21 protein-coding genes and 1 other annotated feature are annotated in these 20945 nt (G+C 28.6%); of the genes, 3 read left to right on the top strand and 18 right to left on the bottom strand.

Annotation, left to right across the window (positions count from 1 at the left end; translation table 11 throughout):
• Nucleotides 1-13: 13 nt before the first annotated feature.
• The 15 genes from murF to ytxC all read right to left on the bottom strand — a co-directional run bounded on the left by murF (nucleotide 14) and on the right by ytxC (nucleotide 16215).
• A complete protein-coding gene (gene murF, locus MTX53_RS05860) occupies nucleotides 14-1366 on the bottom strand; it encodes a UDP-N-acetylmuramoyl-tripeptide--D-alanyl-D-alanine ligase (protein WP_244835321.1) in 1353 nt (450 codons plus the stop codon).
• Between the two features lie 15 nt (nucleotides 1367-1381).
• A complete protein-coding gene (locus tag MTX53_RS05855) occupies nucleotides 1382-2833 on the bottom strand; it encodes a UDP-N-acetylmuramoyl-L-alanyl-D-glutamate--2,6-diaminopimelate ligase (protein WP_244835320.1) in 1452 nt (483 codons plus the stop codon).
• Between the two features lie 67 nt (nucleotides 2834-2900).
• Nucleotides 2901-5165 carry a stage V sporulation protein D gene (locus MTX53_RS05850; RefSeq protein WP_244835319.1) on the bottom strand — a complete coding sequence of 755 codons (2265 nt, stop codon included), beginning with the start codon at nucleotides 5163-5165 and terminating at the stop codon, nucleotides 2901-2903.
• Between the two features lie 40 nt (nucleotides 5166-5205).
• Nucleotides 5206-5709: a cell division protein FtsL gene (locus MTX53_RS05845; protein ID WP_244835318.1), complete on the bottom strand. Its 504-nt coding sequence runs from the start codon at nucleotides 5707-5709 to the stop codon at nucleotides 5206-5208.
• Nucleotides 5710-5734: 25 nt separating this feature from the next.
• Entirely contained in the window at nucleotides 5735-6667 is a 933-nt protein-coding gene (gene rsmH / locus MTX53_RS05840; RefSeq protein ID WP_244835317.1) for a 16S rRNA (cytosine(1402)-N(4))-methyltransferase RsmH, read from the bottom strand.
• Between the two features lie 12 nt (nucleotides 6668-6679).
• Entirely contained in the window at nucleotides 6680-7108 is a 429-nt protein-coding gene (mraZ, locus tag MTX53_RS05835) for a division/cell wall cluster transcriptional repressor MraZ (RefSeq protein ID WP_244835316.1), read from the bottom strand.
• Nucleotides 7109-7353: 245 nt separating this feature from the next.
• Nucleotides 7354-9732, bottom strand: a complete 2379-nt coding sequence (pheT, locus tag MTX53_RS05830) for a phenylalanine--tRNA ligase subunit beta (protein ID WP_244835315.1) — start codon at nucleotides 9730-9732, stop codon at nucleotides 7354-7356.
• A gap of 38 nt (nucleotides 9733-9770) precedes the next feature.
• Nucleotides 9771-10790: a phenylalanine--tRNA ligase subunit alpha gene (gene pheS, locus MTX53_RS05825; RefSeq protein WP_244835314.1), complete on the bottom strand. Its 1020-nt coding sequence runs from the start codon at nucleotides 10788-10790 to the stop codon at nucleotides 9771-9773.
• 68 nt (nucleotides 10791-10858) lie between these two features.
• Nucleotides 10859-11086, bottom strand: a binding site (T-box leader).
• A gap of 54 nt (nucleotides 11087-11140) precedes the next feature.
• Nucleotides 11141-11914, bottom strand: a complete 774-nt coding sequence (locus MTX53_RS05820) for an RNA methyltransferase (protein WP_244835313.1) — start codon at nucleotides 11912-11914, stop codon at nucleotides 11141-11143.
• 16 nt (nucleotides 11915-11930) lie between these two features.
• The gene (locus MTX53_RS05815; RefSeq protein ID WP_244835312.1) at nucleotides 11931-12599 is read right to left on the bottom strand and encodes a TrkA family potassium uptake protein; all 669 of its coding nucleotides are present in this window, start codon (nucleotides 12597-12599) and stop codon (nucleotides 11931-11933) included.
• A 14-nt stretch (nucleotides 12600-12613) separates the two neighbouring features.
• Complete coding sequence (locus MTX53_RS05810) at nucleotides 12614-13960, bottom strand: TrkH family potassium uptake protein (RefSeq protein ID WP_244835311.1); 1347 nt, start codon at nucleotides 13958-13960, stop codon at nucleotides 12614-12616.
• 88 nt (nucleotides 13961-14048) lie between these two features.
• Nucleotides 14049-14408: a 50S ribosomal protein L20 gene (gene rplT / locus MTX53_RS05805; protein WP_244835310.1), complete on the bottom strand. Its 360-nt coding sequence runs from the start codon at nucleotides 14406-14408 to the stop codon at nucleotides 14049-14051.
• A gap of 28 nt (nucleotides 14409-14436) precedes the next feature.
• The gene (gene rpmI, locus MTX53_RS05800) at nucleotides 14437-14634 is read right to left on the bottom strand and encodes a 50S ribosomal protein L35 (RefSeq protein WP_244835309.1); all 198 of its coding nucleotides are present in this window, start codon (nucleotides 14632-14634) and stop codon (nucleotides 14437-14439) included.
• Between the two features lie 20 nt (nucleotides 14635-14654).
• Entirely contained in the window at nucleotides 14655-15176 is a 522-nt protein-coding gene (gene infC, locus MTX53_RS05795; RefSeq protein WP_244835308.1) for a translation initiation factor IF-3, read from the bottom strand.
• 145 nt (nucleotides 15177-15321) lie between these two features.
• Nucleotides 15322-16215 (bottom strand): putative sporulation protein YtxC, encoded by an 894-nt coding sequence (gene ytxC / locus MTX53_RS05790; RefSeq protein ID WP_244835307.1) that lies wholly within the window; start codon nucleotides 16213-16215, stop codon nucleotides 15322-15324.
• Between the two features lie 88 nt (nucleotides 16216-16303).
• Between ytxC and MTX53_RS05785 the strand changes: the two genes are divergently transcribed.
• Nucleotides 16304-17017, top strand: a complete 714-nt coding sequence (locus tag MTX53_RS05785; RefSeq protein WP_348521806.1) for a DUF6873 family GME fold protein — start codon at nucleotides 16304-16306, stop codon at nucleotides 17015-17017.
• 109 nt (nucleotides 17018-17126) lie between these two features.
• On the opposite strand, the gene hslO is transcribed toward MTX53_RS05785, so the two are convergent.
• The 3 genes from hslO to MTX53_RS05770 form a co-directional block, all read right to left on the bottom strand.
• Nucleotides 17127-18011, bottom strand: coding sequence for an Hsp33 family molecular chaperone HslO (gene hslO, locus MTX53_RS05780; protein ID WP_244835306.1), 885 nt, complete (start codon nucleotides 18009-18011; stop codon nucleotides 17127-17129).
• 18 nt (nucleotides 18012-18029) lie between these two features.
• Nucleotides 18030-18764 (bottom strand): class I SAM-dependent methyltransferase, encoded by a 735-nt coding sequence (locus MTX53_RS05775; protein ID WP_244835305.1) that lies wholly within the window; start codon nucleotides 18762-18764, stop codon nucleotides 18030-18032.
• 80 nt (nucleotides 18765-18844) lie between these two features.
• Nucleotides 18845-19105, bottom strand: coding sequence for a small, acid-soluble spore protein, alpha/beta type (locus MTX53_RS05770; RefSeq protein WP_244835304.1), 261 nt, complete (start codon nucleotides 19103-19105; stop codon nucleotides 18845-18847).
• A 181-nt stretch (nucleotides 19106-19286) separates the two neighbouring features.
• Here MTX53_RS05770 and dapA point away from each other — a divergent pair, with 181 nt between their 5' ends.
• The gene (dapA, locus tag MTX53_RS05765; protein WP_244835303.1) at nucleotides 19287-20165 is read left to right on the top strand and encodes a 4-hydroxy-tetrahydrodipicolinate synthase; all 879 of its coding nucleotides are present in this window, start codon (nucleotides 19287-19289) and stop codon (nucleotides 20163-20165) included.
• Between the two features lie 10 nt (nucleotides 20166-20175).
• Entirely contained in the window at nucleotides 20176-20931 is a 756-nt protein-coding gene (dapB, locus tag MTX53_RS05760; protein WP_244835302.1) for a 4-hydroxy-tetrahydrodipicolinate reductase, read from the top strand.
• Nucleotides 20932-20945: the final 14 nt, after the last annotated feature.

Raw genomic sequence — 20945 nt, 5'->3', positions numbered from 1 at the left:
ACACCTCCTTAGTTTAATTATTCTTAAGATAACTGACTATTTCTCTAAATTTTTGACTAAATGATGCTTTTACAAGAACTACATCACCTTCTTCAAGGTTTTCTTGAAGATTTTTTACTAATTCATTTCTATCTTTATAGATAAATGTATTTTCTTTAAATCCTTCTTTATACTGATTACTGTATTCTCCTGTTGTATACAATGCATCACATATATTATTTGCAAATTCTGCTACTTCTTTATGTGATTTTATAGAAAAATCGCCAAGCTCTCCCATAGTACCTAAAACTGCAATCTTTCTCTTTCCTTTGTACTCTTTTAATACATTAAGCGCAACTTTCATAGAATCAGGATTAGCATTATATGAATCATTAATTATTGTGTATCCATTCTTTTCTATAATTTCTAATCTCATCTTTGAATTCTTAAAATTTGAAAGTCCTTTTTCCATTTCTTCAAATGTCATACCTAAATCAAGACATGCTTCAATTCCAAGAAGTGCATTTAATACATTATGCTCCCCAACTAGAGGAAGAGTAAATCTATGTTTAGAATTATCTTTACTGACTACAGTAAAATTTGTATTGTCACTATTTAATTCTATGCTTTCAGCATGGATATCATATAATTTATTATATCCAACTTTTTCTAATTTATACTTTTTATTATCCTTAATTTGAGATAATAAATCATTTTCTCCATTTACTATAAGAATATTTTCTTTTTCAAAATAGTCTGCAATACTTAGCTTCTCTTTTAGTATATTTTCCCTTGTTTTAAAATATTCTATATGTGCAACACCAATATTAGTCATAAGTCCAATATCTGGTCTTGCAATGTTGGAAAGATAAGTTATTTCTCCAAAATTATTTGTTCCCATCTCTAAAACTGCAACATCATATGAATCATCAAGTTTCAATATCATAAGTGGAAGTCCTATATCATTATTAAAATTTTCTTCTGTTTTAAATACTTTAAATTTTCCACTTAAAAGTGCAGCTGTAAGATCTTTTGTAGATGTTTTACCAGCTGAGCCTGTAACTGAGACTACTTTTATATTAAGTGTCTGCCTATAAAATTTTGCAAGATCTCCTAATGCTTTTTTTGTATCCTTAACTTTTATTATTGTAGCTTCTCCCTTTATGTTAGGTTTAACCTCATCTGCGATTACTACTGAAGCTCCAAGTTCTATTGCTTTATCAATATAATCATTTCCATTAAAATTCTTTCCTCTTAACGCAATGAACATATCTCCATTTGTTATTTTTCTCGTATCAGTAGAAACTTTATTAAATTTTCCATCATTATTCTTATAGACAACTTCACCAGTAACTGCTTTTACTACTTCGCTTAATTCAAGTTTCATATAAAATCCATCCTTTTACTTTTCACTTAATATTTGATCTATTACTTCTCTTTCATCAAAATGAATTGTTTTATCTTTTAAAATTTGATATGTTTCATGTCCTTTTCCAGCAATTACAATAACATCATCTTTTTTTGCAATACTTAATGCTTTTCTTATTGCTTCTTTTCTATTTTCAATTATTATATAATTATCCTTATCAAGCCCTTTTTTGATATCTTCTATAATTGCCATTGGATTTTCAGTTCTTGGATTATCTGATGTAATTATTGCAATATCAGATAAATCTATACCTATTTTACCCATTTGTGGTCTCTTCACTTTATCTCTATCTCCACCACATCCAAAGACTGATATTAATCTTCCTTTTGTAAATGTTCTTGCAGTCTTTAAAATATTTAAAAGACCATCAGGTGTATGCGCATAATCGATTATTACATCATATGGTAAATCAAATTTTCTTCCAGCTCTTTCACATCTTCCAGGCACAACTGCTTCTGAAACTGATTTTTTTATAACATCTTTATCTATTCCAAGTTTATCGCATGTAATTATCGCAGCAAGTCCATTTGAGATGTTATATTCTCCTGGAATTCCTATTGTGAATTCTTCTTTTTCTGGCATATTTAAGCTGAATTTTATATCCATGCTTTCCATTACTTCATCATAAGCTTTATAATCGCTATCATTTTTTATAGAATATGTGAATATATTGTCTGCTTTTATGTTTTTAAGATCAGAGACGACTCTTATTCCATATTTATCATCAGTATTTACAACTTTTATAACACTATTTTCAAACAATTTAAATTTTGCTTTATAATAATTTTCAAATGTTTTGTGAAAATCAAGATGATCTCTTGTAATGTTTGTAAATATTCCAATATCATACTTAATATTATAAACTCTATCAAGAGCTAGAGAATGGGATGATACTTCCATTACACAATATTCCATTTTTCTATCTACCATTTTTTTAAATAGTCTTTGAAGTTCAAAAGACTCAGGTGTAGTTCTATCTGTGTGAAGTTTTTCATCTCCTATATAATTTGCAATTGTTCCTATAAGACCAGTCTTTTTCCCAGCATTGTCTAGTATATGTTTTATCATAAATGCTGTAGTTGTTTTACCATTGGTTCCTGTGACTCCTATCATCTTCATTTTCTTTGATGGATTGTCAAAATAATTGCAGCCAATTTTAGCTAATGCTTTTCTTGTATCGTCAACTTTTATTACTGTTATATCATCATCTATAGCTACATCATCTGAAAGCACTATAACTTTAGCGCCATTTGAAATGGCACTTTTAATAAATTTATGTCCATCTGTTTGATATCCTTTTATACATATAAACATATCACTTAATATAACTTTTCTGCTATCATATTCTACTTTATTAACTTCTATGTCTAAAGTACCTTTTAATATCTTAAAATCGATATCTTGAAGTATTCTTTTAAGTTTCATTTTTTATCACTCCCAAAACAAATTATTGCATTAATTAAGCATGTGATTAAAACCACATGCTATATAATTAATCTTTATACTCATAACTTAAACTTAAGTTTACTGTCATTCCTTTAGTTAAGACTTCACCTACAGATACATCCTGATCTGATACCACTCCATCTCCACTAAATACAGGATTTATTCCAAGACTCTTTAAAAGTTTTGAAGCCTCCTCTTTAGAATATCCAGTAACATCTGGCATAACAACATTCTTATTATAAGACCCATCACCTGTTGTGTAAAGATTTATTTTTGCACCTTCTTTTACAGTATATCCAGGATAAGGTTTCATATCTACAACCGTAGTGCCTTCTCCATCTATTTCAAAATCAAGCTTTGCGTCTTTAAGAGCTTTTTTAGCTTCATTAATATTCATTCCTCTTATTTCAGGTATTACAACATCTCGTGATATTTGAATACTATTTTCATCTTCAAATTTACTATCAAGATAATTAAATAAATCAGTAAAAAGAATCTTTGCATAAGGAACTGCAACTTGCGATGCATAATATACACCAGAACTTGGTTCATCTACTGATATCATAACAGTTACCTTTGGATCACTAACAGGTGCCATTCCAACAAATGTAGAAATATATTTTCCTTCTGCATAAGTTCCATTTTCAGGACTTACTTTCTGAGCAGTTCCTGTTTTTCCTCCTATATGATAACCTTCCATAAATGTAGCTGCACCAGATCCTCCTGTTACAACCCTTTCAAGATATCCACGAAGTTCTGCACATTTATCTTTTGATGCAACTTCTCTTGTTATTGCTTTATATGTTTCATCAACTATATTAGTTCCATTTTCATCATCATGTGTAATTTCCTTCATTACATGAGGTTGAATCCATTCTCCACCATTTGCAACTGCATTAAATGCAGCCATATACTGCATACAATTTAATGTATTTGTCTGTCCAAATGCAATAGTTGCAAGGTTAATATCTGATACCTTATCAAGTGGTCTTACTATTCCAGATGCTTCACCTGGAAGATCAATTCCTGTAGGTTTACCAAATCCAAATTTATTTATATAATCATAAAGTTTTTCTTTTCCAATCATTGCACCAAGCTGCATAAAACCAACATTACATGAATTTTGAATTATATCCCCAAAATGCTGAGTGCCATGTCCTCCTGACTTCCAACATTTAATTAATGTATTTCCAAAATGAAGTCCTCCATTACAAACAAATGTTGTATTATCGTCTACTACATTTTCCTGAAGTGCAGTAATTGCAGTTACAACTTTAAATATAGATCCTGGCTCAAATGTATCATTTACTACTCTGTTACGCCACATTTTCTGAAGCTTTTCAGAATCAGTACTTCCCTCAAAATTCTCATAACCATCATATGGATTATTAGGATCAAAGTCAGGTTTAGTTGCCATAGCAAGAACTTCTCCTGTTTTAGGATCCATTACAATTACAGATGCAGCTTTTGCCGCATTATCATCGCAGGCTTGTTTTGCTACTTTTTCAGCAAAATATTGTATATTTTCATCTACTGTAAGAGTTACATCTTTTCCATCAACTGGAGATGTAAATTCCGAAATTGTATATGGAAGATCGTTATTTTGTTTATCAAGTTCTGTAATTCTCATACCAGGGATTCCTGAAAGATAAGAATTATATTGAAGTTCAATTCCTGTAAGTCCTTGACCATCTACATTAGTTGATCCAAGCACATGTGATAAAAAATTATCGTTTGGATAATATCTCTTTGTATCAGGTGATACAATCACTCCTGTTATTCCAAGAGCTTTAACTTTATCCGCCATATCTTTTTCTATTCTTCTTATAAGTGTAGCAGATCCTGCTTGAGCTCCACTTGGAAGTTTTGTTTCAAGTTTATCAACGACTTTACTTTCATCCATATCTAATGATTTAGCTATGCATGGAGCAATATCCTTTGTAGTAAGTTCTGTTTTCCCATCTATATTTATTCCTAGATCAGTTAACTTTTTTTTATCGCTGTCACTCATTTTACTAATATCTCTGTTCAAAAAATTTCTAATAGATGTAAGATCAAAATCTACTCTATAAACATTTGCTGAAACAGCAAGTTCTTTTCCCGTTCTATCTAATATCTTTCCTCTTCTTGCATCTATTTTTACTTCGCTTGTCCATTGTTCTTGAGCTCTACCTGAATAATCAGCTTTTTTTATTATCATTATATAAGCAAGTCTTATACTTAAAACAAAATACATAATAAGAAGTATACCTATTATTGCTTTAAGTCTCTTTTTTATCTTAGACTTGTCCTTAAAATTGCGCATTTTCAATTCTATATTCCTCCAAATTATTTATAAGATAATACAAATTCTATTTCTTTAATAATTCAGATATTCTTTTAAAAATATTCTTTTTTTCACTAGTGTCTTCCTCTAAATTATCTAATCCTTCAAAATAATTTTCGCTAAAATCAATCTTTATAGTATCTTTCTGTGTAGGAACAACCATATTTAACTTGCTATTAGCATTTTTCTGTACATTACTTAATGATGAATACTTTAATAATTTTATTTTTAAAGCTTCATTTTGTTCATTTATACTACTTATTTCAGAATCCATTTTATTTGACTCACTTTGAAGAGTATAAGCTTTTCCATCTCTATAAACACTAAAAAGTCCAAAAACACAAATAATAACGGCTACTTTAAGGATATATTTTCTATCATATTTTTTCCTATCCTTAAGCCTTTTATTTCTATCTTTTCTAGCTTTTTTTAATTGTTCATATTTTTTATCTCTTTCTGGGGTATTATTCTTTCTATGAGGATTAACTGCTGTATTACCTTTTGTATAATAATATTCATTATTAGCCAAATTATTCACACCCTAACATAATAAACTATAATTTTTCAGCAATTCTGAGTGTTGCACTTTTGCTTCTTGGATTAGACAACATTTCATCCTCGCTAGGTTTAATTCCTTTTCTTGTTATTATTTTCACTATCGGTTTTTTACCACATACACATATTGGAAATTCTTTTGGACATGTACAAGGATTTTCAAGTTTTCTATATTTTAATTTTATAATTCTATCTTCTAAAGAATGGAATGTAACTATTGCAATTCTTCCTTCTTTATTTAATGAATTTATACTATCTTCAATAGACTCATTAAGTATCTTTAATTCTGAATTAACTTCAATTCGTATAGCTTGAAAAGTTCTTTTAGCTGGATGAGAACCATTTCTTCTAAATCTTGCTGGTATACATGCTTTTATTATGTCAACCAGTTCAAAAGTTGTTTCTATAGGCTTTTCAGCTCTTTTCTTAACTATTGTTTCTGATATTCTATTTGCAAAACGTTCTTCTCCATAATCTCTTATTACTTTATAGAGACTTTCTTTATCATAATCATTTATAACATTATATGCTGAGAAATCTTTTTCTCTATCCATTCTCATATCAAGAGGAGCATCATGCATATAACTAAATCCTCTTTCTGGTTCATCTAACTGATATGATGAAACACCAAGATCCATCAAAACTCCATCAACTTTATCTATATCAAGGCTATTAAGTACATCTTTTATATTATGGAAATTATCATGTACATATTTAACATTTGTAAATTCTTTAAGCTTTTCCTTCGCTGCATTTAATGCATCCATATCCTGGTCTATACCTATTAGCATTCCTGTATTATTAAGTTTCTTTAATATTTCATATGAATGGCCTGCTCCACCTAAAGTGCAGTCTACATATATTCCATTTTCTTTAATATTAAGACCATTAATTGCTTCATCACGCAATACTGATACATGTTTAAATTTCATAATAAAAACTCCTTATATTCCTAAATCATTCATTTTTTCAGCTAATGAATCATAGTCAATATTTGATTCATTATATTTTTGCCACTTTTCCTTGCTCCATATTTCTACTCTCGTCAAAACTCCTATGCTTACTATATATTTTTCTATGTTTGCATACTCTTTCAAATTATGTGGAATAACACCTCTATATTGTTTGTCTACTTCTATCTCACAGGCACCTGAAAAGAAAAAACGAACAAATGCACGAGCATCTTTATTTGTCAGAGGCAAATTTTTCATCTTTTCCTCTAGTATTCTCCATTCTTTCATTGGATATGCATAGAGACAGCCATCAAGTCCCTTAGTTATAACAAATTTACTTCCAAGGCCATCACGTAATTTTGAAGGTATAACTATTCTGTTTTTAGAATCCAGCGCATGATCGTACTCTCCTATAAACATTTTAGTAAGCTCCTTTAAAAATATTAGGAATCTTATGCCACTTTAAACCACTTTAAACCACTATTTATTACTTATTCTATACTCCTTTTTAATATCCTCCCTAAATCTTAAAAAAAATTAATATTTTATAAAATTAATCATGAATAGATAATATATCTATATAAAGAAATATTTAATAAAATACAAAAAAGAAGCCATTTTGTTAAAATGACTTCTTTTTTGTATTTTTATATTGTTTTATAAAGCTATCTAAGTTGTACTCCAAGTTTATATTCTAACGCTCTTAATATTTTATCATGAACTTTATTTACTTCTTTATCTGTAAGAGTCTTTTTTTCATCTCTGTATGAAACTGAGTATGCTATGCTCTTTTTACCATCTGGTATTTGTTTTCCTCTATATATATCAAAAAGCTGAACTTTTTCAACTAAATTTCCACCAGATTTCTTTATTGTCTCATCAATTTCGCTTACTAATATTTTATCATCAACTAATAACGCAATATCTCTTGTAACTGCTGGGAATTTAGGAATAGGTTTATACTTCTTATTAAAATCTGAATTTTCATATAAAACATCGAGATTAATTTCAGCAACATAACATCTTTCATCCACTCCATAATTTTCACATACATCAGGATGTACTTCTCCTAATACTCCTGCTTCATTTTTGCCAATTAGAAGTTTTGCACATATTCCAGGATGGTATCCTGTATTTGCACTTTCTCTTATATATTTAACTTTCTTTAATCCTAATCTATCTGTAATATTTTCAACTATTCCTTTTAAGTCTAAATAATCACAAGAACCATACATTCCAATTGTTAAAATATTTTTTTCATCTGGAAGTAAATTCTTATCTTCTTTTGGAAGATAAATTCTTCCCATTTCAAAAAGTTTTGCATAATCATTATTTCTTGAATAGTTTCTAGCTAAACATTCCATCATTGATGGAAGAGTTGTTGTTCTCATAACGCTAAAATCTTCTCCAAGAGGATTCTTTATTTTAACTACATTTCTTAAAGGACTATCCTTATCTAAATTAATTTTATCAAATACTTTTGGTGAAATGAAGGAATAACTTATTGCTTGATTTAATCCACTTGCTGTTGCACAGTCTATAATTATGTCATCAAGCATTCCCTTTCTATATTTAGGATCTCTACCTGTAGATTTATCAAATATTGTTGAAGGGACTTTTGAATAGCCATGAATTCTTGCAACTTCTTCTGCTATATCTTCCTTTATTGCAATATCTATTCTAAATGTTGGTGCTTTAACAATTAAATTATCTTCATCAATTTTAGTTGTTAAATCTATAGAATCAAGACATTTTTTCATTTCTTCTTTAGATATGTCTGTTCCTAAGAATTTATTGATCCATTTATAGCTAACAACAACTTCTCCTTCATTTTTCTTATTGTTATAAATATCTATAGTTCCATCCATTATTTCGCCGCAGTTTAATTCGTCAACTAATGCACATGCTCTATTAAGTGCAAGTTCTGCAAGATTAGGATCTATATCTTTTTCAAATCTTCCAGATGCTTCTGTTCTTAAATTTAACTTTTTAGAGTTAACTCTTATACTTGTTCCATCAAATCCTGCACATTCAAAAATAACTTCTGTTGTATCATCCTTTATTTCTGAATCAAGTCCACCCATGATTCCTGCAATACCTATTGTATTTTTATCATCTTTTATACATAAAACATCGCTGTCTAAATTTCTTTCTACTTCATCAAGAGTTGTAAATTTCTCATTATCACTAGCTCTTTCTACAACTATCTTTCCACTAGTTATTTCTCTTTTGTCATATGCATGCATAGGTTCTCCAGTTTCAAGCATAACAAAATTTGTAATATCAACTATATTATTTATAGGTCTTACCCCTGCGTCTAAAAGTCTTTCCTGCATCCATTTTGGAGATTCTGTGATTTTTACATTTTTTACTCCTCTTGCCATATATCTATTGCAGAGTTTATCATTTACTTCTACTTTTAATTCATCATTCACATTACTTTTACTTTTTACTTCATACTTAAGATTTGGCATATGATATTCTTTTTTAAGTGCTGCAGCTGTCTCTCTTGCCATTCCTATCATACTTAAGCAGTCTGGTCTGTTTGAAGTTATTTCAAAGTCAAGTATTGCCTTATTAAGTCCTAATGCTTCTTTTATATCCTGACCAAGTTTAGTATCCTCTTTAAGAATCATAAGTCCTTTTACTGGTTCATCAGTAGGAATACCAAGTTCTTCTTCTGAACAGAACATTCCATTTGACATAACTCCTCTTAATTTACCTTTTTTTATCTTTGTTCCATCGGCTAATGTAGATCCGTGAAGAGCTACAGGTACAATATCATTTTCTTTCATATTTGTTGCTGCAGTAACAATCTGAATTTCTTCTTCTTTGCCAATATCAACCATGCAGATGCTTAATTTATCTGCATCAGGATGTTTTTCTATTGTATTTATCTTTCCTGTAACTACATTTTTAATGTTATCTCCTTGAACTACTAATTCTTCAAGTTGAGATCCTGTAAGTGTTAGTATATCACCTAATTCTTTTGCACTTACATCTATTTCAACATAATCTTTTAACCAAGTATATGGTATCTTCATTTAAATATCCTCCTTAAAACGTAAATGTCCTATTACTATTAAAATTGATTTAAAAATCTCATATCACTTTCATATAGAAGTCTTATGTCATCTATTCCATAATTTAACATAACTATTCTATCAAGTCCAAATCCAAAAGCAAATCCACTATAAACATCTGGATCTATATTACAATTTCTAAGAACATTAGGATGTACCATTCCGCATCCTAATATCTCAATCCAGCCGCTTCCTTTACATACTCTACATCCTTTTCCACCACATACAAAACATGTAGCATCCATTTCAGCTGATGGTTCAGTAAATGGGAAATGATGTGGTCTAAACTTTGTCTTTACATTATCACCAAACATTTTTTTAACAAATAATTCAAGTGTTCCTTTAAGATCTGCAAAAGTAACATCCTTATCTACTACAAGACCTTCCATCTGATAGAAAATTGGCGAATGTGTTGCATCAACAGAATCACTTCTATAAACCTTTCCCGGTGATATCATTTTTATAGGAGGTTTCTGGCTTTCCATTGTTCTTATTTGTATTGGTGATGTTTGTGTTCTTAATACAATATTATCATTTATATAAAATGTATCTTGTTCACTTCTTGCTGGATGATTTTTAGGTATATTTAGTGCTTCAAAATTATAATGATCAAATTCAACTTCAGGACCATCTTCTATAGTAAATCCCATTGAAATAAATATATCTTTTATCTTTTCAAGTGTTAAATCAAGAGGATGTCTTTTTCCTATAGCACTTTTTCTTCCAGGAAGTGAGATATCTACTATTTCATTCTTTAATTTTTCATTTTTTTCTTCATCTTTAACCTTTTTTAAAGTTTCTGCAATTTTTTCTTCAATTTTTGCTTTGGCTTCATTCACCATTTTACCAACGATAGGTCTTTCTTCTTTGGATACGTTACCCATTCCTCTTAGTACTGCAGTAAGTTCACCTTTTTTACCTAAATATTTTACTCTTATTTCATCTAGCTCACTGCTATCTTTAATATTTTCGATTTGATTTATAGCATTTTTTAAAATGCCTTCTAGTTTTTCTTTCATAATTTTCTCCTTTCGAAACTAATTTTTTTATTAATAATAAAAAACTGCGAAAAAAAATCGTCCCCCAAAAAAGGGACGAATATCCGCGTTACCACCCTAGTTAATTTCTATTTATAATAATAGAAATTCAGCTCATTTTTATAACGGTACCTAACCGCTAACTGCTACTTTAAAATTTTTTCACAATTAGGACTCCTGAGTGAACTTCAATATTAATAGTCTTAAAAAGCTTACAGTCAATGGCCTTTTTTCCCTTAAAGAATCATAATATCTACTCTCTCAATCACAGTCTAATATTAAATTAATAATTTTATTATACAACCAAAATATATTAATTTCAACAATTCATTCTATATATTTTGCTGTCTTACTCTTTCGTACATAATAATTCCAGAAGCAATAGAAACATTCAATGATTCAGCTTTTCCACTCATTGGAATTTTAACTTTAATGTCTGCCAATGATACTATATCGTTACTTACTCCATTTCCTTCATTACCAACTGTCAAAATTATTTTTCCATCAAGTTTTTGTTCAAAAAAATTATTTTCTGCATCAAGAGCTGTAACAATTAATTTAAATCCATTAGATTTTAATTTTTTAACTTCTGATAAATCATTATCATAAAAAATAGGAATATGAAATATTGATCCCATAGTTGAACGTATTACTTTTTCATTATATATATCTACAGTTCCTTTAGTTAATATAATGCCATCAGCTCCTGCAGCATCTGCAGTTCTTATAATAGTACCCATATTTCCAGGATCCTGCACTTTATCACATAATAAATAAAAAGAACCACTTTCAGAAATTTTTTGATTCTCTACCTGTATAACTGCAACTATCCCTTGAGGTGAATCTGTAAATGCAAGTTCTTTAAGTAAATTATCAGGCATCTCATAACATTTAATCGAATCAGTATCTATATTATAATTTGATATTTTTTCTTTAGCTGATTTCGAAATAATTATATAATCTATAGGCACATTAGAAATAAACGCTTCTTCTATAAGCCTAAAACCTTCAATTATAAATTTAGAAAGCTTATTTCTATTTTTTCTTTCATGCAGTTTCCTTATTTCTTTAAAAATACTGTTTTCCTTGCTTTCAATTAAAATCAATATAATACACCTATCCTTATTTAACTTTTACAATCATTCCTTCAAGTTTACTTAATTCATCCGCAGAACCAATTGCAACTATGATATCTTTCTCTCTTATAATATCGTCAGCTGATGGAGAAACATTTATCTTGTCTCCATTTTTTATAGCAACAACATTTATACCATATCTACTTCTAAGTTTTGTATCTTTAAGAGTCTTATTTTCCCATTCACCTAAGACTTCTATTTCCATAATACTATATTCTGATGAAAGTTCTATGTAATCAAATATACTTGATGATACTAAATTATGTGCGACTCTGACACCCATATCTTTTTCTGGAAGTATTACTTTATCTGCTCCAATTTTATAAAGAACTTTTGCATGTATATCACTATTTCCTTTTGCAATTATATACTTAACTCCAAGTTCTTTAACAAGAAGCGTAGCCATAATACTCGCTTGAATATTAGAACCTATCGCAACTACTGCAACATCAAAATTTCTTATTCCAAGTGTCTTTAATGCATTCTCATCTGTAGCATCCATCTGCACTGCATGGGTTACATTATCAGAAATATCCTGAATAACATCTTCATCTTTATCAATTACAAGAACATCATGACCCAAATCATAGACAGTCTTTGCAAGAGATATTCCAAATCTCCCAAGGCCTATTACTACAAACTGTTTTTTTTGCATAAAATACTCCTCCTTTAACCTATCAAGATTTTAGCTTCAGGATACTTATATCCTGTTTTTTTCTTTCTACTTATAAATGCTAAAATAACTGTTATAGGACCTACTCTTCCAAAATACATTGTTATTATAATTATTATTTTACCAACTATTGACAAATGTTGAGTAACACCTGTTGTAATACCAACAGTACCAAATGCTGATGTAGCTTCATATAAAAGATTTATAAAAGGTTCGTTTTTTTCAGTAATAGAAAGGACCATTGCTACTGTAAGAACAAGTGTCATAGCTACGAAGAACATTGTAAATGCCTTGTAAACTGTTTCCTTAGATAGCCTTCTTTCAAATACTTCAGTTTCTTCTCTTCCTTTAAGAACACACATTATAGTAAGTAATATTACACTAAATGTAGTTGTTTTAAGTCCACCAGCCGTAGAGCCTGGAGATCCTCCTATAAACATAAGAATAATTGTTAAAAATTTTCCTGGCATTGTCATATCATTTGTAGAAATCGTATTAAAGCCAGCAGTTCTCGGAGTTACTGCTGCAAAAAACGAATTAAGAATTTTATTTTTAAAATTCATATCTCCTATTGTTGCTTTATTAGAAAATTCTATTACAAAGAAAAATATAGTCCCAAATATCACCAAAAACGCTGTCATATATATTACTATTTTAGAGTTTATAGAAAATTTTTTAGAATTTTTATAATTATAAATTTCCATAAGAACAGAGAATCCTAGACCCCCTATTATTATAAGTATACTTATAGTAAGTATTACAACAGAATTACCTGAATAACCTGTAAGGCTGTTAAAGTGTCCAAAAAGATCAAATCCTGCATTACAAAATGCAGAAATAGAATGGAAAATACTAAAAAAGAGACCTTTTATTAATCCATATTCAGGAATAAACTGAGTAGATAATAATAAAGCTCCAAAAAGCTGTACTGATAGTGTAAATACAAATACATAATAAACCATTCTTACAAGTCCTTCTATATTAAATGTATTCATAGCTTCTTGAACAATTAGTCTATCTCTTAAAGTTATCTTCTTTCCTATAAGTATTGCTGCAAATGTAGTAATGGACATAAATCCTAGACCACCAAATTCAATAAGAATTATAATAACAACCTGCCCAAATGTACTAAAATAAGTTCCTGTATCAAGTGTTACAAGACCTGTAACACAAACCGCTGATGTTGACGTAAAAATTGCGTCCAACAGATTAGTATAATTTCCTTTTGCAGAAGAAATTGGAAGGCTTAAAAGGATTCCACCTGCAACTATAAGAACTAAAAAGCCTATTGCTAATATCTGTACTGCATCAAGCCTCGACTTTTGAGTTAATGGTTTTGACATATATATCACTCCAAAAGTTTGTAACTATTTATTTTTATATATAAATAAAATGCGACTCTTTTAAGCCGCATTTTATTACATTAAGCTATTAAGCGTTTAATTGTTTTTTAGCTACTTCAACTAATTCAGTAAATGCTTTAGGATCATTAATAGCTATTTCTGAAAGCATTTTTCTGTTTATATCTACTCCTGCTTTCTTTATTCCATTCATAAACTTAGAATATGAAAGATCGTTCATTCTTGTAGCTGCATTGATTCTTGCGATCCATACTTTTCTGAAGTCTCTCTTCTTATTCTTTCTTCCAGTATAAGCATTTCTTAATGCTCTAATAACTGATTCATTTGCTGTTTTGTATAACTTGCTCTTTCCTGCATAATAACCTTTTGCAAGTTTTAAGACTTTTCTATGATTTTTACGAGCGTTTACTGCTCTTTTTACTCTTGCCATACGTTAAACCTCCTGTACATCCTTCAAACTAAAGATATGGTAATATTTTTTTCATTACTTTTTCTTGTGTAGTATCTACATATCCAGCTTTTCTAAGATTTCTCTTAGTTTTAGAACTTTTCTTAGTTAAGATATGGCTCTTAAAAGCCTTAGCTCTCTTTAACTTACCTGTTCCTGTTTTCTTAAATCTTTTTGCTGCTCCTCTATTACTTTTCATTTTTGGCATGATAAAATCCTCCTCTCAAGTTATGCCTTTTTAGGGCCTAAAACCATTGTCATATTTCTTCCTTCTCTTTTAGAAGGTTTCTCTACAACACTAACATCTTCGAGTTTCGATTGAAAATTATCAAGAATCTTTTGTCCTAAATGACCAAGTTCCATCTCTCTCCCTCTAAATCTGACAGTGATTTTAACTTTATCTCCATCTAATAGGAACTTCTTAGCATTCTTTGCTTTTATTGAAATGTCATGTTCCTCAATAGTTAGACTAACTCTAATCTCTTTGATGCTTACTACTTTTTGCTTTTTCTTAGCTTCTTTCTCTTTCTTAGACTGCTCGTATATAAATTTTCCATAATTCATAATCTTGCAGACTGGTGGTTTTGCATTTGGAGAAATCATTACTAAGTCAAGATCTTTTTCTTCAGCAAGTCTTTTTGCTTCTGCTGTTGAAATTATTCCAAGCTGTGAGCCATCATCAGATATTACTCTTAATTCTTTTTCTCTTATATTTTCATTAATTGAAAAATTTTTATTAATATTTTTCACCTCCGGAAAATTATATGCATAATAAAAGGACGGTCAAAAGCCGTCCTATATCATCAAAATAAATTCATTACCATATTGATAGTAATACATACATCATATGGTGAGAAACGGCTGTTCCTTCTTGACAGTATTCATAATATCATATTTATTTTTTTATGTCAACATTTTTCTTTTCTTTTGTACTATCCGTAAAATAATTTACTCTATCTACAAAAACACTTTTTATTGTGTTTAATAATTCTTCGTTTATTTTTTTATATTTATCGTAAATGTTAATCTCTTTTGGAGAATTTGTAATAAGCCCTGTAATAAGTATATCTTCTATATTATCAGAACTTCTTTTCTCATTCTCTGATAATTCCTTTATAAATTTATAATATAAATTATTTCCTCTTTCATCTTCTATATTATACACATTTGTTTCTGAAATAACTATATTAACTTCTTCTATAGTTGAAACCTGCATCTCAACAAAATATCTTAAAAGTTTTATAAATTCTTCGTATTCTTTTCGTGCCATATAAGTTTCTATTATACTTTCTATTATATTCTCTATATTGTTTCTAAAATTCTTCATTCTAAATGTTATAAAACCATTTATATTTATTTCCTGTCTTTCACTTATACATTCCCTTATTTGTTCAATTATATAATTTATTTGATTAAGGTATGATACTGAATTCTCATCTGGAATAATACTTTCACATTTTAATACTTTTTCTATTTTCTTCTCAAGTTCTAGAATTTCTGACTGCTTTAAAAAGAAATAATTATTAGTCAAATATTCTAAAAGCTCTTTATTTTTATATTTATCTATAATTACTCTATATAGAATATTACTTACATATAAATTTATAATATTTTTTATTCTATCATCGTATGATGAATCATCACATAAGATCTTTATAATATGTGTCTTATGATCTATACTTTCTACAAAACCAATATTAATTTTCTTATCTTTTAGTATACTTTTTAATTTTCTTAATTCTATAATGAAGTCTATATCCTCACTATATTCTAATTTGAGTACAAGCATGGATTCAAAACTCCTTTCTACTTACTAGTATGTATTAAAATTGATTTGATATACGCATATTATTTTTATATAATTATAAATAAAGGTAGTGATTATTATAATTTGTTTTGTTGATTCTAAAATAACTTGCAATGAACTAGTAAACTTAAAAAAACTCAATTTAAAAATAATAAAAGTTCCAAAATGTGATACTTTATATAATGCAATATCTTCTCATCCAGATATACAGCTTAGTGTTATTAAAAATGGAAAAAGCTATAAATTAATCATCCAAAAAGATATGAAATATGATTTTCTAAAAGATCTTGAAAATAATAATATAAAGTATTCTCTTTCATCGTCAAGCCTTAAAGAAAAATATCCATCCGATATAATTTTAAATGCTCTTATTACTAAAGATATTTTTGTTCATAATATAAAGTATACGGATAATACACTTTTACGTTCCATAGATAACCGTGAAATATTAAATGTTAATCAAGGATACACAAACTGCTCAGTACTTAAAGTTTCAGATAATGCATTTATAACATCCGATTTAGGAATATATAATGTTCTCTCTTCAAAAAATATGGATGTTCTTCTTCTTCCTTTTGGCGATATAATACTTGAAGATTTTGAGTATGGTTTTATTGGAGGATGTGGAGGATTAATTTCAAAAAACGAAATTGTTTTTTTTGGAACTCTCCAAAAATATAAATATAAAGATAAAGTTCTTGATTTCTTATCAAAATTTAAAGTTACTCCAATATATTTAGATAACTGTAAATTAAAAGATCGTGGAGGAATTATCACAATATAAATCTTCCTTAATATAATATGAATTCTCATTTCTTATGTTCCTTTTTAAAAAGATAAAAAAAATACCGGACTAATTATAAGTCCAGTATTTTTTCTTTGATTATTTTTAATTATTTTTCACTTCTTTTTAAAAGCTCACCAATCTCATCATGCGTAAAATGATATTTCTTATTGCAAAAATTACAAACAATCTCTTCAGTTTTTCCTTCATTATAAATTTCAGTAAGATCCTTTTTACCTATTGAAATAAATGCTTTTTCTGTTTTCTCTCTTGAACAGTCACATTTATATTTAGAAGTTATTTCACCTAATATTTTAAGATCCATATCCTTAAATACATACTCTAAAAGCTCTTTAGCATCTCTTCCTTCATTAATAAGTGTTGTTACAGGTGGTATTTCATTTAGTCTATATGTTATAAGATCAGCTAAAAGATCATCTGCTCCTGGCATCATTTGCACCATAAATCCCCCAGCAGCTATAACTTTTAAGTCTTTTCCAACTAATACTCCAAGTGCTACTGCAGATGGTATCTGCTCTGAAACTGTAAAATAATATGCAAAGTCTTCTGCTATTTCTCCAGTTCTTATTGGGACTTGTCCTATGTATGGATTTTTAAGCCCCATATCCTTTATTACATAAAGTAATCCATCTTTTCCAACAGCACCTCCTACATCAAGCTTTCCTTTATTATTTAAAGGCATCGATACATAAGGATTTCCTATTACTCCTTTAACACTTCCATCACTATGTGCTGTAACTGTAATTCCTCGTATCTCTCCATTTCCATTTATTCTTGTTGTTATAACATCATCTTTTGACTTTAATGTAGCGCCTAAAATTGCTCCTGCTGTAAGCATCCTTCCAAAAGCAGCTGATGCTACAGGACTACAGTCATGAATCTCTGCTCCTTCTCTTATAAGGTTAGTTGTAACCCCTCCTATTATTCTTGCCATACCATCTTTTATTGTAGCTCTTAATATTTTATCTTCCATATGCCCATCTCCTTTTTATTACTTTACAACATAAACAATTCTTTCAGATTTATCATTTACTTTTTTATCTGAATATCCAGAAAATTTATCAATTACTTTAAATCCAGTCTTTTTTAAACATTCATCTAAAAATTCTTCCTTATATGCCCGTTCATTATGTTCCTCTTCAAACCTTTCATAAAGACCATTTTCTGATTTTACAAAAAACGTAAGGAACATATTAAGTACATCTTCTTCAAAACAATTTTCCCATGTATAAAATATATCATCTGTTCCATATGTAAAAATATTATTTCCCATTATTTCACTTAATTTATAATACGAATTAACATCAAAAATAAATATTCCATCATCTTTTAAATGTCTCTTTACACTAGAAAAATAATTCAAAATTTCTTCAGTATCTATTATATAATTCGTAGAATCAAGTACAGAAGTTATTAGATCAAATTTATGATTCAAATTAAGATGTGCCATATCCTGACATATAATTTTAGTTTTTATTTTCTTTTCTCTAAACTTTGAATATGCAACATCTAGCATATCATCAGAACTATCAACAATAAATCTATTTTTAAAATCAGATGAAAGCCTTATTGAAACATTTCCTGTTCCACATGCAAGATCAAGATAATCCGAAAAAGATCCATTATGCTTTTTATATATTTCTAATATATAATTTGATATCTTATCATAATCAATATCTTCATAAATTAATTCATCATAAATATTTGCAAATTCGCCATATGTCATTACTATCCCATCCTTAATATATAATAAATGATTTACATCATTATATTATATATTAAATATTTTTATTGTACAAATATTGATTATTTTTTATTCTGACTATTTAATATTTCACTATTTGAAGGCATATGAAGCTCTTTTTTCTTTCTGGCCATAATACCGCCTATTTTCCCTGTTTCTTTTGCAGAGAGTGCTCCCCATCCTCCTTCTCTCACTTTATCAAAAAGTCCTAATTCTTCTGCGACCTCATATTTTAATTCTTCTCTTTTTCTTTCTTCTTTAGTGAGCTCTTTATTACTTTTAAGCTTTGACTTTATAACTTTTTTAAGCGGTACACTGCACATAAAAAAACCTCCTTTGTAATATATTTTTTAGTATACCCTAAATATTTTTTTATATTTAATACATTACTAGATATTTAGCTTACATTTATTTATAATAGTTATATAAATATTTATCTTTTTGGTTACAACATAGAATTTAACTGTATATTATGGTATAAGAAATAAAATGGAGGAAAAAACAATGTCAATATTTACAGGTTCAGGTGTTGCTATTGTCACACCATTTACTTTCGCAGGTATAAATTATAAAAAGCTCAAGGAATTAATTGAATGGCACATAAAGATGGGTACTGATGCAATAATAATTTGTGGAACAACAGGTGAAGCATCAACTATGACTGATTATGAAAAGAAAAAAGTAATAAAATTTACAGTTGATACAGTAAATAAGCGTATTCCCGTTATTGCAGGTTCAGGATCAAATGATACTAAAAAATGTATAGAGATGAGTAAATTTTGTGAAGAATGTGGTGCTGATGGATTACTTGTTATTACTCCGTACTATAACAAAACTACACAAAAAGGTCTACTACTCCATTATAAAGCTATTAATGATTCAGTAAATATTCCAATAATACTTTATAATGTACCAGGAAGAACAGGTGTTAATATAATGCCAGAAACACTTCTTAAGCTTTCAAAATTAAAAAATGTAGCTGCTATTAAAGAAGCAAGTGGAGACTTAAGTCAGATCATTAAAATGAAAGAGCTTGTACGAGATACTATAGATATTTATTCTGGCAATGATAATCAGATTATTCCTATTCTCTCTATTGGAGGAAAAGGGGTTATTTCAGTTCTAGCAAATATAATTCCAGATAAAGTTCATGCAATTGTACAAAATTATCTTGATGGAAAATTAGATGAAGCTTTAAAAATCCAACTTGATACTTTAAAACTTACAAATACACTATTTATAGAAACAAACCCTATTCCTGTAAAAACAGCTATGAATATTTTAGGATATGATGTAGGACCTCTAAGACTGCCTCTATGTGATATGGAAGATAAAAATTTAAAAATTTTAAAGGAAACTTTAAAAAATAATAATTTAATGTAGGTGATAAATAATGATAAAAGTATTACTTAATGGTTGCTCAGGTAAAATGGGAAAAATGATTACTGAATGTAGCAAAAAATATAACAATATTGAGATTATAGCTGGTATAGATAAATTTAATGACAATATGCCCTATCCTGTTTTTAAATCTCCTTCTGAAGTAAATTTAGATTATGATGTTTTATTAGATTTTTCAAGAGCAGATGCATTAGAAAACCTTATAGACTTAACAGAAAAGACTAAAAAACCTTTTATTATATGTTCTACAGGTTTTTCTGATAAACAAATTGAACTTATAAATGAAAAAAGTAAGTCACTCCCATTATTTAGATCAGGCAATATGTCTCTTGGAATCAATGTTTTATGCTATGTTTTAAAGAAAATAGCTCCTATTTTAAATGACAGCTATGATGTTGAAATAATTGAAAAACATCATAACCAAAAAGTTGATGCTCCAAGTGGTACAGCTCTTATGCTTGCAGATTCTATAAAAAATTCTGTAGAAAACGACATGAAATATGTATATGGAAGACATGGCTCATCTAAGAGAGAAAAAAATGATATTGGAATTCATGCAATAAGAGGAGGTACAATTGCTGGAGAACATGATGTTTTATTTGCAGGTGCTTCTGAAAATATTACTTTTTCACACGAAGCAACATCAAGAGAACTTTTTGCAGTAGGTGCAATTAAAGCATGTATATATATGAGTTCTATAACAAAACCAGGTCTTTATGATATGACTGATGTTTTAAATCTTAAATAGATTATATATGCAAA

This window comes from Clostridium sp. BJN0001 (genome assembly GCF_022869825.1).
GTDB lineage: Bacteria > Bacillota > Clostridia > Clostridiales > Clostridiaceae > Clostridium.
This window is presented reverse-complemented; position numbering and strand designations above follow the sequence as displayed.

What these genes read in the sequence shown, in the direction of transcription:
- murF (WP_244835321.1), bottom strand. Translation starts at nt 1,366, where the DNA reads ATGAAACTTGAATTAAGCGAAGTAGTAAAAGCAGTTACTGGTGAAGTT.
- MTX53_RS05855 (WP_244835320.1), bottom strand. Translation starts at nt 2,833, where the DNA reads ATGAAACTTAAAAGAATACTTCAAGATATCGATTTTAAGATATTAAAA.
- rsmH (WP_244835317.1), bottom strand. Translation starts at nt 6,667, where the DNA reads ATGAAATTTAAACATGTATCAGTATTGCGTGATGAAGCAATTAATGGT.
- mraZ (WP_244835316.1), bottom strand. Translation starts at nt 7,108, where the DNA reads ATGTTTATAGGAGAGTACGATCATGCGCTGGATTCTAAAAACAGAATA.
- pheT (WP_244835315.1), bottom strand. Translation starts at nt 9,732, where the DNA reads ATGAAGATACCATATACTTGGTTAAAAGATTATGTTGAAATAGATGTA.
- pheS (WP_244835314.1), bottom strand. Translation starts at nt 10,790, where the DNA reads ATGAAAGAAAAACTAGAAGGCATTTTAAAAAATGCTATAAATCAAATC.
- MTX53_RS05815 (WP_244835312.1), bottom strand. Translation starts at nt 12,599, where the DNA reads ATGCAAAAAAAACAGTTTGTAGTAATAGGCCTTGGGAGATTTGGAATA.
- MTX53_RS05810 (WP_244835311.1), bottom strand. Translation starts at nt 13,960, where the DNA reads ATGTCAAAACCATTAACTCAAAAGTCGAGGCTTGATGCAGTACAGATA.
- rplT (WP_244835310.1), bottom strand. Translation starts at nt 14,408, where the DNA reads ATGGCAAGAGTAAAAAGAGCAGTAAACGCTCGTAAAAATCATAGAAAA.
- rpmI (WP_244835309.1), bottom strand. Translation starts at nt 14,634, where the DNA reads ATGCCAAAAATGAAAAGTAATAGAGGAGCAGCAAAAAGATTTAAGAAA.
- ytxC (WP_244835307.1), bottom strand. Translation starts at nt 16,215, where the DNA reads ATGCTTGTACTCAAATTAGAATATAGTGAGGATATAGACTTCATTATA.
- hslO (WP_244835306.1), bottom strand. Translation starts at nt 18,011, where the DNA reads ATGGAAGATAAAATATTAAGAGCTACAATAAAAGATGGTATGGCAAGA.
- MTX53_RS05775 (WP_244835305.1), bottom strand. Translation starts at nt 18,764, where the DNA reads ATGACATATGGCGAATTTGCAAATATTTATGATGAATTAATTTATGAA.
- MTX53_RS05770 (WP_244835304.1), bottom strand. Translation starts at nt 19,105, where the DNA reads ATGTGCAGTGTACCGCTTAAAAAAGTTATAAAGTCAAAGCTTAAAAGT.
- dapA (WP_244835303.1), top strand. Translation starts at nt 19,287, where the DNA reads ATGTCAATATTTACAGGTTCAGGTGTTGCTATTGTCACACCATTTACT.
- dapB (WP_244835302.1), top strand. Translation starts at nt 20,176, where the DNA reads ATGATAAAAGTATTACTTAATGGTTGCTCAGGTAAAATGGGAAAAATG.